Annotated in this window: 13 protein-coding genes and 1 pseudogene; 1 reads left to right on the top strand and 13 read right to left on the bottom strand. The window is 56.3% G+C overall.

Translation table 11 applies throughout. The features are described 5' to 3' along the window. Positions 1-133: 133 nt before the first annotated feature. From sufC to aroC, 7 genes and pseudogenes are all read right to left on the bottom strand, one after another. A complete protein-coding gene (gene sufC, locus OZX57_RS03920; protein WP_277162798.1) occupies positions 134-910 on the bottom strand; it encodes a Fe-S cluster assembly ATPase SufC in 777 nt (258 codons plus the stop codon). Next, positions 911-2134 carry a Fe-S cluster assembly protein SufD gene (sufD, locus tag OZX57_RS03915; RefSeq protein WP_277162797.1) on the bottom strand — a complete coding sequence of 408 codons (1224 nt, stop codon included), beginning with the start codon at positions 2132-2134 and terminating at the stop codon, positions 911-913. Between the two features lie 3 nt (positions 2135-2137). Further along, positions 2138-3634: a Fe-S cluster assembly protein SufB gene (gene sufB / locus OZX57_RS03910; protein WP_277162796.1), complete on the bottom strand. Its 1497-nt coding sequence runs from the start codon at positions 3632-3634 to the stop codon at positions 2138-2140. Between the two features lie 317 nt (positions 3635-3951). Next, positions 3952-5631, bottom strand: a complete 1680-nt coding sequence (locus OZX57_RS03905; protein ID WP_277162795.1) for a CTP synthase — start codon at positions 5629-5631, stop codon at positions 3952-3954. Positions 5632-5741: 110 nt separating this feature from the next. Continuing rightward, the gene (locus OZX57_RS03900) at positions 5742-6188 is read right to left on the bottom strand and encodes a type II 3-dehydroquinate dehydratase (RefSeq protein ID WP_277162794.1); all 447 of its coding nucleotides are present in this window, start codon (positions 6186-6188) and stop codon (positions 5742-5744) included. Between the two features lie 116 nt (positions 6189-6304). Continuing rightward, positions 6305-7929: pseudogene (locus OZX57_RS03895) on the bottom strand (bifunctional shikimate kinase/3-dehydroquinate synthase). A 137-nt stretch (positions 7930-8066) separates the two neighbouring features. Then, positions 8067-9251 carry a chorismate synthase gene (aroC, locus tag OZX57_RS03890; RefSeq protein ID WP_277162793.1) on the bottom strand — a complete coding sequence of 395 codons (1185 nt, stop codon included), beginning with the start codon at positions 9249-9251 and terminating at the stop codon, positions 8067-8069. Between the two features lie 116 nt (positions 9252-9367). Between aroC and OZX57_RS03885 the strand changes: the two genes are divergently transcribed. After that, positions 9368-9814, top strand: a complete 447-nt coding sequence (locus OZX57_RS03885) for a peptidase A24 (protein ID WP_277162792.1) — start codon at positions 9368-9370, stop codon at positions 9812-9814. Positions 9815-9912: 98 nt separating this feature from the next. Here the strand turns inward: OZX57_RS03885 and mltG are convergent, their stop codons facing one another. From mltG to OZX57_RS03855, 6 genes are all read right to left on the bottom strand, one after another. Further along, positions 9913-11094, bottom strand: coding sequence for an endolytic transglycosylase MltG (gene mltG, locus OZX57_RS03880; protein ID WP_277162791.1), 1182 nt, complete (start codon positions 11092-11094; stop codon positions 9913-9915). A 24-nt stretch (positions 11095-11118) separates the two neighbouring features. After that, positions 11119-11574 (bottom strand): Holliday junction resolvase RuvX, encoded by a 456-nt coding sequence (gene ruvX, locus OZX57_RS03875; RefSeq protein WP_277162790.1) that lies wholly within the window; start codon positions 11572-11574, stop codon positions 11119-11121. Between the two features lie 7 nt (positions 11575-11581). Next, positions 11582-14263: an alanine--tRNA ligase gene (gene alaS / locus OZX57_RS03870; protein WP_277162789.1), complete on the bottom strand. Its 2682-nt coding sequence runs from the start codon at positions 14261-14263 to the stop codon at positions 11582-11584. A 211-nt stretch (positions 14264-14474) separates the two neighbouring features. After that, positions 14475-14711 carry a hypothetical protein gene (locus tag OZX57_RS03865; protein ID WP_277162788.1) on the bottom strand — a complete coding sequence of 79 codons (237 nt, stop codon included), beginning with the start codon at positions 14709-14711 and terminating at the stop codon, positions 14475-14477. A gap of 2 nt (positions 14712-14713) precedes the next feature. Further along, complete coding sequence (locus OZX57_RS03860; RefSeq protein WP_277162787.1) at positions 14714-15139, bottom strand: DUF948 domain-containing protein; 426 nt, start codon at positions 15137-15139, stop codon at positions 14714-14716. An 87-nt stretch (positions 15140-15226) separates the two neighbouring features. Further along, positions 15227-15901, bottom strand: a complete 675-nt coding sequence (locus OZX57_RS03855; RefSeq protein ID WP_277162786.1) for a histidine phosphatase family protein — start codon at positions 15899-15901, stop codon at positions 15227-15229. Between the last annotated feature and the right edge of the window lie 14 nt (positions 15902-15915).

Genomic DNA, 15915 nt, shown 5'->3' with positions numbered 1-15915 from the left:
GTTGAGGAATAAAGCTTGGCCTACCGGCCTTGAGGGTTCCGAAACATGACATCTCCTTCCCATCCGCGACCAACCGCAAAAAAGCGAGATGATCACGAAAGCCAGCCAAAACTAACTCATCAGAAAGAGAAAATCAAGCCAAAGCCGATTCCGTAGATCCTTCCGGCAGATACTGATCATACCCGGTCTCTTCGAGTTCATCAGCCAATTCCGGTCCGCCAGTCTTGACGAACTTACCGCCGGCAAACACATGCACGATATCCGGCTTGATGTATTTGAGGATTCGCGTGTAGTGCGTGATGAGCATGATGCCGAGTCCGGTGTTGTCCTTGGCACGGTTCACGCCTTCGGAGACGATGCGCAGCGCATCGACGTCGAGGCCGGAATCGGTCTCGTCCATGATGGCGAACTTCGGCTTCAGCAGCTCGAGCTGCAGCACTTCGGCACGCTTCTTCTCACCACCTGAGAAGCCTTCGTTGACGGAACGGGAAGCGAACTTCTTGTCCATGCGCAGGTTCTTCATGGCGTCCTGCAGTTCCTTGCTCCATGTGCGGATGGCCGGAGCCTTGCCGTCGACCTCAGTCTTGGCGGTACGCAGGAAGTTGGTCATCGAGACGCCCGGCACCTCGACCGGATACTGCATGGCCAGGAACAGACCTGCCTTGGCACGCTCGTCAGCAGTCATCTTGAGGATGTCCTCGCCATCGAGCAATGCTTCGCCGGAGTCAACGAAGTACTTCGGGTGGCCGGCCAGTGTGTAGGCCAGCGTGGACTTGCCGGAACCGTTGGGACCCATGATGGCATGGGTCTCGCCGGAGTTGACGGTCAGGGTCGCGCCTTTGAGAATCTGCTTGCGGCCTTCCTTGGTCTCCACCGATGCGTAGAGATCCTTGATTTCCAATGTAGACATTTACTTATCCTCCAATACCGCTTGCATGTCGGCGCTTTCACCGCGCGCGAGCCTACGGTCAATGACATTCATAAGGTGTTCGGCGATGCTAGGCACACCGATTTGTTCGATCAGGTCGGCGAAGAAGCCACGGACCACGAGCTTGCGGGCTTCGGATTCCGTGATGCCGCGCGACTGCAGGTAGAAGAGCTCCTCGTCGTCGAAATGGCCGACGGAGCTGGCATGGCCGGCACCGATGATATTGCCGTTCTCGATCTCGAGGTTCGGCTCGGAATCGGCCACTGGACCGGGAGTGAGCACCAGGTTACGGTTGAGCTCGTAGGAGTCGGTGTTCGGCGCCTGCGGCTTGATGAGAGCATTGCCTACCCAGGTCGAATGCGCGTTCTTGCCATCGAGTGCACCCTTGTAGACCACACGGGACTTGCACTCTGGATAGTTGTGAACCACCATCGTGCGATGTTCCAAGTGCTGGCCTGCCTCGGCGAAGTAGATGCCGAGCATGTTGAGGTCGCCCTGTGGTCCGCCGAATTCCTGATCCATGCGCAGACGCACGATGTCGCCGCCGAGGGTGACCACGGCGTGACGCAGCGAGGCGTTGTCACCGACGTGGATGCGCTGGTTGCCTACATGCTTGGAGCCCTTCTCCCATTCCTGCACGAAAGTCGTGGAAACGTGGGAATCCTTGCCGGTGATGATTTCAACACCTTCGGCAAGACGGGCCAGACCACCATGACGCACAACGATATCGCCGTGCGTACGATCGGCGACCTGCAGCACCAAGTGCAACGAATCAAGATCGGTGCCATGGCCCTCGACATCGACCAGAACCGGCTGGTCCAGCTCTCCGGAGATGGAGACGATAACGGTCTTGTCACCGCTGTTCCATTCGACAGCCGAAACACGGTCGTTCGGCTTCATCACCGTGCCGGAAGGTGCCGCGGTACGGTCGATGACCGACTTGGTGACCTTCTTTTCGTCAATCGGCGTGCCATCGATATTGCTGACAGACACTTCCGTCTCACCACTGAGGGTGAAAACATCGAAGAACTCCTCGATGCGCTCGAGCGGCGTGTAACGCCAGGGCTCTTGCTTGCGTGTCGGCATTTTGAAGTCGTCCACCTCGAACGAGCGGCGCTCGTTGTCGGCGCTGGACGGCATGGCTGCCGGCATCGCATAGGGATCATTAGGATCCGCTACTGGAATATTCACTTCTTGTTCGGCCATCGATCAGCCCACCGATCCTTCCATTTGCAACTCGACCAGCCTGTTGAGCTCCAACGCATATTCCATAGGCAGCTCACGGCTGATCGGCTCGACGAAGCCGCGCACGATCATGCCCATGGCTTCCTTCTCCTCCAGGCCACGGCTCATCAAGTAGAAGAGCTGGTCTTCGGAGACCTTGGAAACAGTCGCCTCATGTGCCATCGTCACGTCGTCCTCGCGGATGTCGACGTGCGGATATGTGTCGGAACGCGAATAGTCGTCGACCAACAGGGTGTCGCAGACCACCGAAGAGTTCGAGGCCTTGGCTCCGTCGATTACCTTGACCAGTCCTCGATAGGCGCAACGTCCGCCGCCACGCGAGATGGACTTGGCCACGATGGTGGAACTGGTGTGCGGTGCCAGATGAATCATCTTGGCGCCGGTGTCCTGATACTGGCCCTTGCCGGCAAAACTCAGTGACATGGTGGAGGCCTTGGCATACGGCTCGGCCAGGATGCAGGACGGGTACTTCATACTTGCCTTGGAGCCGATGTTGCCATCGACCCATTCCATGGTGCCGCCCTCTTTGACGTAGGCACGCTGGGTAACCAGGTTGTAGACGTTGTTCGACCAGTTCTGCACCGTCGTATAGCGCACACGTGCGTTCTTGCCGACGATGATCTCGACGTTGGCCGCGTGCAGCGAATCCGTCGCGTAGATCGGAGCCGTGCAGCCCTCGACGTAGTGGACGTAGGAGCCTTCCTCGGCAATGATCAGCGTGCGTTCGAACTGACCCATGTTCGGCGTATTGATACGGAAGTAGGCCTGCAGCGGGATATCGACATGGACGCCCTTGGGGACGTAGACGAACGAGCCACCGGACCATGCCGCCGTGTTGAGCGCTGCGAATTTGTTGTCATCGTAGGGAATGACGGTCGCGAAATACTTCTTGACCAAATCCGGATACTCGCGCAATGCGGTATCCGTATCGGTGAAGATCACGCCTTCCTTTTTGAGATCCTCCTGGATGGAGTTATAGATGACCTCGGACTCGTACTGCGCGGCGACACCGGAGACCAGACGCTTCTTCTCGGCGTCCGGAATACCCAGCTTGTCATAAGTGGTGCGAATGTCCGTAGGCAGCTCTTCCCAACTCTTGGCGGGCTTGTCAATCGGCTTCACATAGTACTTGAAATCGTCGGCATCGAAGTCAGAGAGATCCACGCCCCACTTGGGCATGGGCTTATCGATGAATGCATGATAGCCCTTGAGGCGCATCTCCAGCATCCATTCAGGCTCGTGCTTATCTGCCGAAATGGCACGGACGACATTCTCGTCAATGCCCTTCTTCGCGGCTTCACCGGCCGCATCGGAATCGTGCCAACCGTAGTTGTACTCACCGAATTCCTGGATGATCTCGTCATCCTGTTTAATTTTATCCTCGTTGACACGTTCACGATCAGCCACATATTGGCTCATCTCCGTATCAGACGCGGCGTTTGGCGTTTGTTTTTCTACCACCGTACGCTGCCTCCCATCATTGACTACACTCTATATAAACCTAACAGAATTGGACTTTTATTACTAGGGTTGCATGAAAAACAACGCTGATAATGAAAGTGATTTAATTCACATGTGTTGTATATATCGTTTAATTCTGTGTACTTACACAGCTTTTGCCGCTATCGCTATTATCTTCGTCGGCCGTTCCCTACCACCTGTTCCTTATAGCAGAAGACCCCACCGAAGCGGGGTCTTCATACGTTCAATCTAGACAATCTCGATAACTGTCACATCTATTGATGAGACAGAATCGGAGTCCTTCTCAGCGCTTAGATTCAGTCCTCTTCAGACTGGCTCTTGCGGGCTGCCTGGTGGTCGAGCGCGGCCTTAACCAGACCCTGGAACAGTGGGTGCGGCTTGGTCGGGCGGGACTTGAACTCGGGATGGGCCTGCGTTCCGACATAGAACGGGTGCACATCCTGTGGTAGTTCCACAAACTCCGTGAGCTCGCCGTCGGGGCTTTCACCCGAGATTTCGAGACCAGCTTCACGCAGGCGATCCTTATAGGCCACGTTGACCTCATAGCGATGACGATGACGCTCGCTGACGTTGGTGGTGCCATACAGCTTGGCGACCAACGAATCGTCCTTGAGCACTGCAGGATAAGCACCGAGGCGCATGGTATGGCCCATGTCGCCGTTGGCAAGAATATCCTTCTGCTCTTCCATCGTGGCGATGACCGGGTTCTTGCAGTCAGGCTCGAACTCAGAAGAGTCCGCGTCCTCGAGCTCCAGCACGTCACGCGCATACTCGATGACCATGCACTGCAGGCCAAGGCAGAGACCTAAGGCAGGCAACTTGTGCTCGCGAGCGTAACGCAGCGCGCCGATCTTACCGTCGATGCCACGCACACCGAAACCACCGGGCACGATGATGCCGTCCATGTCACGCAGTTCGGCATCGGCACCCGCCTCGGTCTCGCACAGATCCGCTGCGACGAGCTTGACGTTGGCCTTGGCATAGTTACCGAAGCCACCGGCCTTGACAGCTTCGATGACGGACAGGTAGGCATCGGGCAAGTCGATGTACTTACCGACGACGGCGATGTTGACCTCTTCCTTCGGGTGGTGCACACGCTCCAGCAGGTCGTCCCATTCGGCCCAATCGACGTCATGACCAGACATCTCGAGGAAACGAACCACGTAGGAATCAAGACCCTCGTTGTGCAGGATCTTCGGCACATCGTAGATACTCGGAGCATCCACGCAGTTGACCACGCCCTCTTCGTCGACGTCGCACATCAGGGAAATCTTATCCTTGATGCTTTGGTTCAACGGACGGTCGCTGCGCAGAACGAGAGCATCCGGCGTGATGCCGAGCTGGCGCAAGGTCATTACGGAATGCTGGGTCGGCTTGGTCTTGAGCTCATGGGCGGCAGGCAGGTACGGAACCAGCGAGACGTGGACGAACATGCAGTTGTGCGGACCAAGCTCACGCTTGACCTCGCGTGCAGCCTCGAGGAACGGCTGGGACTCGATGTCGCCGACGGTGCCACCGATCTCGGTGATGATCACGTCAACGTCGTCTGCGGCCTGAGCACGCATACGGCTCTTGATCTCGTTGGTGACATGCGGGATAACCTGGACGCACTGGCCGAGGTACTTGCCGGCGCGTTCCTTGTCCAACACAGACTGATAAATCTGGCCAGTGGTGACGTTGGCCTTCTGGGAAAGGAAGACGTCAAGGAAGCGCTCGTAGTGGCCGATGTCCAAATCGGTTTCGGCGCCGTCTTCGGTGACGTAGACCTCACCGTGCTGGAACGGGTTCATAGTGCCCGGGTCAACGTTGATATAAGGATCGAGTTTCTGCTGCAGAACGCGGAGACCACGGCTGCGCAGAAGGCGACCGAGAGAGGATGCTGTCAGGCCCTTACCAAGGGAGGAAACAACGCCACCAGTGACGAAAATATGCTTAGTGACATGTCCATGGGAATTATCATTATTTTCTCTTGCCATGGAACTTCAGTCTATCAGCCGCTATTGACTCGGCGTGTTCGTAGGCGGGACCGGAAATTGGGTGTCCGTTCCGCCATTTAACGCTTCATCAATAGGGCATTTTTCGTGTTCTATTGCGCCAACAGATGGGCCACTGCATCGAGGGCGAGCTTGTACCCGTAGAAGCCCATGCCGGTGATGGTGCCTGTGGCTACGGGGCTGATGACGCTGTATTTACGGAAAGAATCACGCGACGACGGGTTGGAGATGTGCACTTCCATCAGCGGCAGACCGGCATCGGTGACCATTTTGGCAGCGTCTGAAAGCCCGTAGCTGTAATGGGTGAACGCGGCAGGGTTCATCACCACCGGGGTCTGCTCGTCGACGGCCTGATGCATCCAGCCGATGACTTCGGCTTCGTCGTCGGACTGACGCACCTCGACTTCAAGGCCAAGAGCCTTGCCCCATTCGGCGCAATCCTTGCGCAAAGTCTGCAAATCCTGATGTCCGTATACGTCAGGCTCACGCACACCCAGACGTCCGAGATTCGGCCCGTTGACGACGATTACCTTGGTCATTGTTTCGTTCTTTCTATTTGATGAAGTACATTTCCCTGCATAGGTCAACAGACCAGCCTTTAAAACTTTGACATTCCGCCAAGTCTCAAAACCCACTTGCCGACTTGTGCAATTGCTCAGTTACGAATCCGCTCAAACGCCTCGACGAGTGCGTCCATCGGCGGATCCTCAAGATGCATCGGATGGCCGATGCTGTCGAGGATGACGAAACGCAATGTGTTGCCACGCGCCTTCTTGTCCTTGTGCATTAGTGCCAGCACCGAATCCCAATCGCCGCCGTCCCATGAAATCGGCAGGCCAAGCGAGGAGAGAATCGAACGGTGAAGGTCGACGGTTTCCTGATCGATATGGCCGAGGATATGGGAGAGTTCGGCAGCGTAGACGCAACCGACAGCCACCGCGTTGCCGTGACGCCAGCGGAAATTCTCGAGTTTTTCGATGGCATGCGCCAACGTATGACCATAGTTAAGGAATTCGCGTAGACCGGCTTCCTTCAAGTCATTGGAAACGTGGTAGGCCTTGACGCGGACCGTGCGCTCGATGAGCTCGGCGACCACGTCCTCGAGCGGCGAACCGAGAAAATCGTCACCGTTGAAGTTCCGGAGCTCCTCGGCATGCTCCTGCAGGATGTTAGGATCTCGGTATCGCGGATGAACCCGGATTTGGTGACTTCCCCAAGCCCCTCGGTGAAGATGTCGCGAGGCAGGGTCTTTAAGGTGCGCAAGTCCGCGAGCACGCCGGCTGGCGTATAGAATGAGCCGACCAGATTCTTGCCCTCGTCGGTATTGATACCGGTTTTGCCGCCGGTCGAGGCGTCAACCATCGCCAGCAGCGAGGTCGGACAGTTGACATAGCGGATGCCGCGCATCCAGGTGGCGGCAATGAAACCGGCGAGATCGGTCGCAGCTCCCCCACCCAAACCAACAATGGCGTCGGAACGGGTGAAACCGATCTCCCCGAGCCGCTTCCAAATGGTTTTGGCCACGTCGATGGTCTTGCCTTTTTCCGCATCGGGAATGAGCATGTCATATACTTCATAACCGGTTTGACGCAACAAAGCTCGCGCTTGATCGGAATGGCGCTGCACCGGTTGGGTGTGAATCAGGGCGACGCGCAAGACGTCTTGTCCGAGCACTTCCGGAAGACGGTTCAACGTGCCTTCGCCAATGCAGACGTCATAAGGTTCGATACCCGAACCGGTGACATGGACGATGCGTTCCTGGATCATATTGCTCAGCTTCCTTGCCGCCACTCGCGGCGTCGAACCGTGGGTGTGCACATGCAGATTAGAGATTTCACGGAACACGGGATCGCGTTCCTCATAGAGTTTCATCCAACGTTTGTTGGCGTCACCATTGAGCATCGGCCGGTTGCCGCCACGTGCGGCACGTTCCATGGCCTCATGCCTATCGGCTTCCAGATAGACCAGCTTGCCTCCTGCGGCGATATAGTCAGCCAGTGCATCTCTCGTGGACTCCGTCATGGGAGCACCGCCGCCCAATGCAAGCAACCCGTCAAACGACTCAAGCAAATCAGCGATGACATCGGCCTCCACCTCACGGAATGCGGGTTCCCCGTATTTCTTGAAATACCGGGGAATCTTCATACCGACTTCCTGCTCGATCTCGATATCCGCATCCGCGAAATCGACATTAAGCATCTGCGCCGCCTCACGCCCCACGCGTGTCTTGCCGGCACCGGGCATGCCGATGACGACGGCAAGCGGACGATGACCACTCATGATTGCTGCACCTTATCTCTCTTCACCACGAATCGTTCCCTATTCTAAAAGCGCTCTCTCAAGTGCCCCGGAAACGAATGCTAATCTATTCCAATATCGACCTTGAATATCTTCAAGCGCCAATACCCGTTAACAATCTAGCGCATGTGCTCCGGCCATGAATCAAGATAATTCTGCGCGTTTCTGCGCGTTTCCTCGACGCTGTCGCCGCCGAACTTCTCAAGCACGAACTGGGCCAATGTCAACCGCACCATGGCCTCGGCGACCACGGATGCAGCCGGGACCGCAGTAGTATCGGAACGCTGATTGATAGCCTTGGCCTCTTCGCCGGTGGCGACATCCACGGTGCGCAGCGCGCGCGGAATCGAGGGAATCGGCTTCATCGCGGCACGCACCCGGATCGGCTGTCCGTCGGACATGCCGCCTTCGGTGCCGCCGGAACGGTTGGAATAACGTTCAATATGACCATTGTCGTCGGTGAACATCTCATCATGGGCTTCAGAACCGAACCTATCGGCCTCAAGGAAGCCATCACCCACCTCCACACCTTTCATGGCCTGGATGCCCATCAACGCACCGGCCAACGCTGCGTCGAGCCTGCGGTCGCTTTCCACATATGTGCCCAAACCTGCAGGTACGCCGTAGGCGATGACCTCAACCACGCCACCGAGCGTATCGGCGCGGGATTTGGCCTCATCAACCTTGGCCATCATGCGTTTCTCTGCATCCTTGTCGAGCGTACGCACCGGCGAGGCATCAAGCGCCTCGACGTCCGAAGGCGTAGGCAACGTACTGGTGTCGGCTTTTTCGCCGCCCAAAGAGACAACGTGAGCAACGGTGCGAATGCCAACCGATTGCTCGAGGAATTTCGCTGCGACCTCGCCCAAGGCCACACGCGAAGCGGTCTCACGGGCACTGGAACGCTCCAAAGCATTTCGGGCGTCGTCAAAACCGTATTTGCGCATACCGGTCAAGTCAGCATGGCCAGGACGTGGACGGGTCAGAGGCTCGTTGCGGCCCGTGGGCGGCAGTTCATGGTCAAGCGGGTCGGCGCTCATCACTTCGGTCCACTTCGGCCATTCGGTGTTGGCAATCTCGATGGTCACCGGCGAACCAAGCGTCTTGCCGTGACGAACACCGGTCAAAAGCCGTACCTTGTCCTCTTCAAACTTCATGCGGGCGCCACGGCCGTAGCCCAGACGCCGTCTCGCCAAGGCGTCGACAACATCCTGCAAACGCACTTCCACGCCGGCCGGAAGGCCCTCAATCATCGCGACCAACGCCTCACCGTGCGACTCCCCTGCCGTCTGCCAACGCAACATGCTTGCTCCTTATCGAACCTTGACGAATTCAGCCACAGAAAAATCAAACCTTGAAATTTCCGCGTTTTCGTGCTTTCCATTCGTCGAATAATGGGTTTAGGAACTATCTTACCGATATGGCCTACATTGCTGTGTTTCCGAGTCTCATCTGCGGACTGATGCTCGTCGTCGAAGACATCCGCCGTTTGCGTGTGCCCAGAACGTGGGTGGCGTTCGGTACGTTGATTCAATTCGTGGTTTTCCTCATCCTTGCCATCGTCGAATGCAACCCTGCCAAAGTGCTGCTTCCTCTGGGATATGCAGCGCTATCGGCCGCTATTCAATTCTTGCTTTCGCGCCTGAAACCAGGAGCACTTGGCTTCGGCGATGTCACTGCATCGTTCTTGACAGGCCTTGCCGTAGGCTCATTCGGACTGATGTCCTACCTCTATTGGTGGCTGTTCATGGGCGCCCTGGGACTGCTCTGGATCTTCATCTGGCCGAGATTTGTCAACAACGGCGCCCGCAAGGCACCGTTTGCTCCAGTGATAGTGTTTTCAGCAATCGCCGCTGTATTTATTTAGTTCATACGACTATTTGCGAAGCATGAGTGAATTTGGGGGAATATACGGCCAACCACGACAAGCAACTCAGCTACACAACTGAACACAAATTAAACAGCTCAGTTGGCATTCGGATTCTGAGACTTGTATTCCTGGCGAATCTGGTTGAATTCGGCTTCGGTCGTGGCGAACTTCGTCTCGCCAGTCTGCAAGTTCGTAGTCACGAAATACAACCAGTCACCAGGTGTCGGATTCATAGCGGCCTGAATGGCTTCGTCGCCCGGCGAACTGATTGGAGTGGGCGGCAACCCCTTGTTAATGCGAGTGTTGTACGGGTCAGCGGCATTGGTGAGCATGGCATTGGTGAGCTGGCTCGGCTTGACGTTGGCGCCGTAGGCAACGGTCGAATCCATGCCCAGCGCCATACTTTGGTTGAGTCGATTGACGATGACACGTACGACTTTGCCATAATAGTCCGAACGGTTCACCTCGGACTCTGCGATGGAAGCCATATTGAGAACGGTTTCACGTTGCGCTCCGGCAGGGACATTCAAGGCGTTGAGCTTAGTGACACGCTTATCAACGATCTGCTTCAAAATCGAGGCTGCAGTACTGCCCTTTTTCTTCACATCGTAGATGCCGGGTTCAAGCCAGCCTTCAAATTTGCCGCCGGCTTCAGCGGGCAGGATACCTTGTCCGCCGCCGTTGACGATTGCGTCAAACTGAGATTTATCTATTCCGGAAAGCTGCGCGGCCTGCGCTATCACATCAGAACTGCGTTCGCCGGCTTTGACTTCGAGGAACCCGGTGGCCTTGGTCCTGTCGGACAAGATTTTCACCGCGTCCATGGATGACATGTGTTTTTTGAGCTGATACATGCCCGGATACAACGTGCTGTTGTTGGCGGCCACCGTACTGGCGAATGTATCTGCATTCTTGACGACATCCTGTTTGACCAGGCTATGCGCGACGGAGTTCACTCCTTCGCCGCTTTCGATGGTGAACCAGACCTTACCGGTTCCGGGGCCTTGGTAATCGGTAGAAATATTCTGTGAGCGGTTGACATCGATATGATGGACAATGGCCCTCACACCGAAGAAACCGCCACAACCCACAATCAACACGATAAGCGCGACAATGGCGGCGGCAATAGTCTGCCGACGACGCTGCTGCTGCCTGCGTAGACGCATTTCATGACGTGACTTGGGAGGCTCGGGCGGCTGGGTACCAGAAGATGAGCCGGTGGAATCATCCACCCACTCGGCATTCGTGTCGAAAAGCTCGTTGAAGTCTTCTGGCATGAATTCCCCTCTGATCTCGGTTGGTTAGTTACGCTTGTCCAAAGCTGACTGCAGGATGACGACCGCCGACTGCTGATCAACTACTGGCCTATGATTTCTGCTCTGCACACTGGCTTGGCTCAGCTGATGGTGAGCGCTCACTGTGGTGAGACGCTCGTCCTGAAGTACTATCTCAGGAACCTTGTCGATCGTATAATCCTCGCTCTGAACGGCAATTTCAAGTCTTTTGGCGAGATTTGCAGCCCATCGTTTGGCTTTTTTGGCGCTTTTCCCTGGTTCACCGCTCAGAAGAAGCGGCAAGCCAATAACCACGGTATCGATATCGGTATGGTCATCGATGAAGTCCACCACCTCATCGAGCGCACGAAATGAATCGCCATTGGCCTGAATATTGCCTTCAGGGTGAGCGAAGGAGAGCTCAGGGTCGCTTAAAGCCAAGCCGACCCTGGCGTCTCCCAAATCCACGCCCAACCATGTCATTCTGGTTTCAGTCCTTGCGAACTGCCTGACGAAGGGCCTTCAGCGCCTCGTCGATCTTGGATGCATCAGCACCGCCGCCCTGGGCGAAGTCCGGCTTGCCGCCGCCACCGCCGCCGAGCACCTTGGAAGCTACGCGAACAAGGTCACCGGCCTTGAAGCCGGCCTTGCGTGCATTGTCGTTGGTAGCCACCGCGACCATCGGCTTGCCTTCCTCGTTGACGCCGGAAAGTGCGATAACCGCAGATTTCGCGTCACCGAGCTTGGCGCGCAGGTCCATCACGGTCTTGCGCAGCGCATCAAAGGACCCAAAATGACCGACATTCGAAGCCACCAGTTCGACCGGAGCATCGGCGTCGGCTTCCGCCTGCTCGATCAACGCCGGCACTGCTGCCTCAAGCTGGGATTCGTAGAGTGCATTGAGACGCTGATCGGCTTCCTTGACCTTGTCTTCAAGAGCGAGCACGCGATCGCGCAACTCCTCTGGACGAACCTTGAGCTCATCGGCCAAGCCTGAAACGGTCTTATGCTGTTTGTCGTTGAATTCATAGGCCTTCTTACCCATGAACGCTTCGATACGACGAACACCCGAGCCGACCGAAGACTCGGAAGTGATGACAAACTCGCCGATTTTACCGGTAGCGTTGAGGTGCGTACCTCCACAGAGCTCACGGCTCCAAGCGTCTTCACCGATGGTCACCACACGCACACGGTCACCATATTTCTCGCCAAAGAGATGCATGGATCCAAGCTTGATGGCTTCCTTATAGTCCATTTCCTCCATGGTGACCGGCAGGTCGTCACAAGCTCGTTCAACAACGCGAGCCTCGACCTGATCGATCTCCTCACGAGTCATGGCGGTCGGCCACTGGAAATCAAAGTGCAGATAATCGGGTGCCACAAGCGAACCGCGCTGGGTCGCCTGTTCTCCGAGCACCTCACGCAGCGCTTTGTGCAACATGTGCGTGGCGGTATGGGAACGCGCCAAACCACGACGACGTTCCTCATCGATGGTGGCGTTGACTTTCTCGCCGACGCTGAGCTTGCCTTCGGTAAGCCTGCAGCTGTGTACGATCAGATCCTTGATCGGCTTCTGTACATCATCAATCTCCAGCACAGCGCCATCGTCAGAAATCATCTCGCCTTCGTCGGCCTGCTGTCCGCCCTGCTCTGCATAGAACGGGGTACGGTCGAGCACGATCTCGACATTGGCTGGGCCTTCGACGCTCTGGACGCTGCCCTTGCCTTCCTCGAAAATGCCGAGAATGGTGGAGCGGCTGGAATGGTCCGTGTAGCCGAGGAATTCAATCGGCTTCTTGAGAGTCTTCTTGAAGTCGTCATAGACGCTGACATCAACGTTGTGGCGCTTCTTCAGAGCATCGGCGCGGGCACGGGACTTCTGCTCGTCCATCAGCTCCTGGAAGCCCTTGTCGTCGACCTTGACACCTTGCTCGCCGGCCATCTCACGGGTCAGCTCAATCGGGAAGCCGTAGGTGTCGTGCAGAGTGAAGGCATCCTTCCCGGAGACCTCGTCGTTGCCTGACTTCTTGGCTTTCTTGACGGCCGTATCAAGGATGGTCGTGCCGTTTTCGAGCGTGCGACGGAACGCATCCTCCTCACCGTAAGCGGCTTCGGAAACGTCATGGAACGTGTCGTTCAATTCCGGATAGCTGGGCACCATCGCGTCCTTGGAAACCGGGAAAAGCGTAGGCAGCACGGGCTCGTTGACACCGAGCATCTTCATCGAGCGGACGGTACGACGCAGCAGACGGCGCAGCACATAGCCACGGCCGACGTTGCTCGGACGTACACCGTCACTCATAATCATCAGTGCGGAACGCACGTGATCGGCCACCACGCGGAAGCGGACATCGGATTGCTCATCCTCGCCGTACTTGTGACCAGAAATCTTCTCAGCGGCTTCGATGACCGGATAAATCTCGTCGGTCTCGTAGATGTTCTGCTTGCCTTGCAGCAGATAGGCCACGCGCTCGAGGCCGGCACCGGTATCGATGTTCTTGTGCTCGAGCTCGCCGACGATGTGCAGGTCGGTCTTGGACTTGACGTTGTCGACGGCGTAGTTCTCGAAAACGAGATCCCAGATCTCGATGTAACGGTTGTCGTCGGCGCTGGGGCCGCCTTCCTTGCCGTACTTCGGGCCGCGATCGACGTAGATCTCGGAGCAGGGGCCGCCAGGGCCAGGGCCGCCTGTGGTCCAGAAGTTGTCTTCCATGCCGAGGATTTCCATGTGCTCGGGATCCATGCCCTCATTGACCCACAGTGAGCGTGCCTCATCGTCATCGGTGTAGGTGGTGACCCACAGGGTCTCAGGGTCGAAGCCCAGGCCGCCCTTGTCTTGCGGAGTGGTCAGCAAATCCCAGGCGTAATGGATGGCTTCGGCCTTGAAATAATCACCGAAGGAGAAGTTGCCGAGCATCTGGAAGAAGGTGCCGTGACGGGTGGTCTTGCCGACCTCGTCGATGTCCAACGTGCGCACGCACTTCTGGTTGGAGGTCACACGCTTGCTCGGTGGGGTCTGCTCGCCGAGCAAATACGGAATAAAGGGAACCATGCCGGCGATGGTGAACAACGTTGTGGGGTTCGGAGAAATCAACGATGCCGAGGGAAGGACCAGATGGCCCTGCTTCTCAAAATAATGTTGGAACCTACTGGCGATTTCAGAGGTGCGCATGCTTGCTGCTGCTCCTTGTTACGTTCGCAACGAAATTGTTGCGATTCTACTTATCACATTAAAAAATAATTGTCAGGAACCGAATACTCAATTCCCTATTCTTGTACAAACCTAATTCGCAATCATTGTCAATGATTATGTCTTATCCGATACGATTCAGATAGCAGACAAAACGAAAGAAGACCTGCTGCCCAAGTCAACGACAGGACAATCAGCTGAGTTTGTCGGCATATTGGGCGTTAAGTTCCTCTTCACGAGCAACGCGAGTGGCATTGAACTCGTCGAACAGGCCACGCAACGAGCGCTCCATAACGTGGTCCTGATCGGGGCCAAGTACGAACTGTCGGGCTTTGTCGGGAGTATTGGCGCGGACATAGGCCTCAGCCTTCGAGACTGCCACCACACCGATGACCACACCAAGCGATACCCAGAAAATACGTTTGACCATCGTTACTCCCTGCCACTCTTCGTCTTAGCTGTCGGAACCTTGCTCTTGCCCATATTGCCTGCAGGAGCCGCAGCTTTCTGACGCATGAAACTTTGGGCGGTGGATTTCAGGGCATAGAACGACGAGGCCAGCTTGATGACCGGCTTGCCGAGGAACGAGCCATAAAGATCGGTCAGTGCGCCGATGTTGCCGGCGGTAGTGGAAGCGGCCGAGGAAATCTTGTTGACGTCCTCGAGCGACTTGTTGACCTGACGCACCGTGGTCACACCTTCGTCCAACGCCGGAATGGCATGGTCTCCGGAATCCTTGACGGTCTGTGCGAGCTGATCGAAGAGCTTGCCCAGCCTGATGAGCGGATAAATCAGGAACCCGGCCAGCACAGCAAACGCTATGGCGGCGATAAGCCCTGCAATGTCTCCAATACTCATGTAAGCCTCTTTCCGATGAAGTCCATTGACATTTCAGACACAATGAATTCCCAGATTACCCAACGCCCGCGACGCTGGGGCAATGAATCATTGATTGTAAGAGACGACCGTCACCGCAGTTTCCATCGGCTTGGTGGTATCGAAATCCAATGAGGTGACGCTGCCGTTCGCCGGTCGCTCGGAAAGGTCATAACCCGACCCGGCAAAGCGATGCATCAGGCTCAGTAGCGTGTTGCCGTGCGAGATCTGAAGAACATCGTCACCATCCTTGAGATCGGGATTCGCGGCAATCAGAGCAAACCCACCCTCGACACGCTTCCAGTATTCATCGTCGCTTTCGGCGTCGTGGAAGGGGTCGGCTTCCTTCAAAAAATCTCTGGTCCCCTTGAGTCCGTATTGCTCGACAATCTGGTTATAGGTTTTGGCACCATGCGGGGCGCCAGCGGCCCACCAGGCCATATTCATGTCCTGACCTTCGAAATACCCGTAGAACTGCTCGCGGAAATGCATGTCGGCGACAAGCTTCGGGTGGGAGTGACCAGCTTGCTCGTTGATATCGAGGATACGGGCAGCGGTCTGTTCAGCACGCGTCGTGTCGGAACAATAGGCGGCGGCAAAATCGAAATTCTTGAGTTTTGTTCCGGCCTTGTCGGCATCGGCAATGCCGGACTCGGTCAACGGCGAATTCGACCAGCCCTGCAGACGGTTATAACGGTTGAAATAGGTCTGCCCATGGCGGACCAGATGAAGATGCAACAACATAGCTCCATTATCGC

The organism is Bifidobacterium sp. ESL0682 (genome assembly GCF_029392815.1).
In the GTDB taxonomy this organism is placed as follows: Bacteria; Actinomycetota; Actinomycetes; order Actinomycetales; family Bifidobacteriaceae; genus Bifidobacterium.
This window is presented reverse-complemented; position numbering and strand designations above follow the sequence as displayed.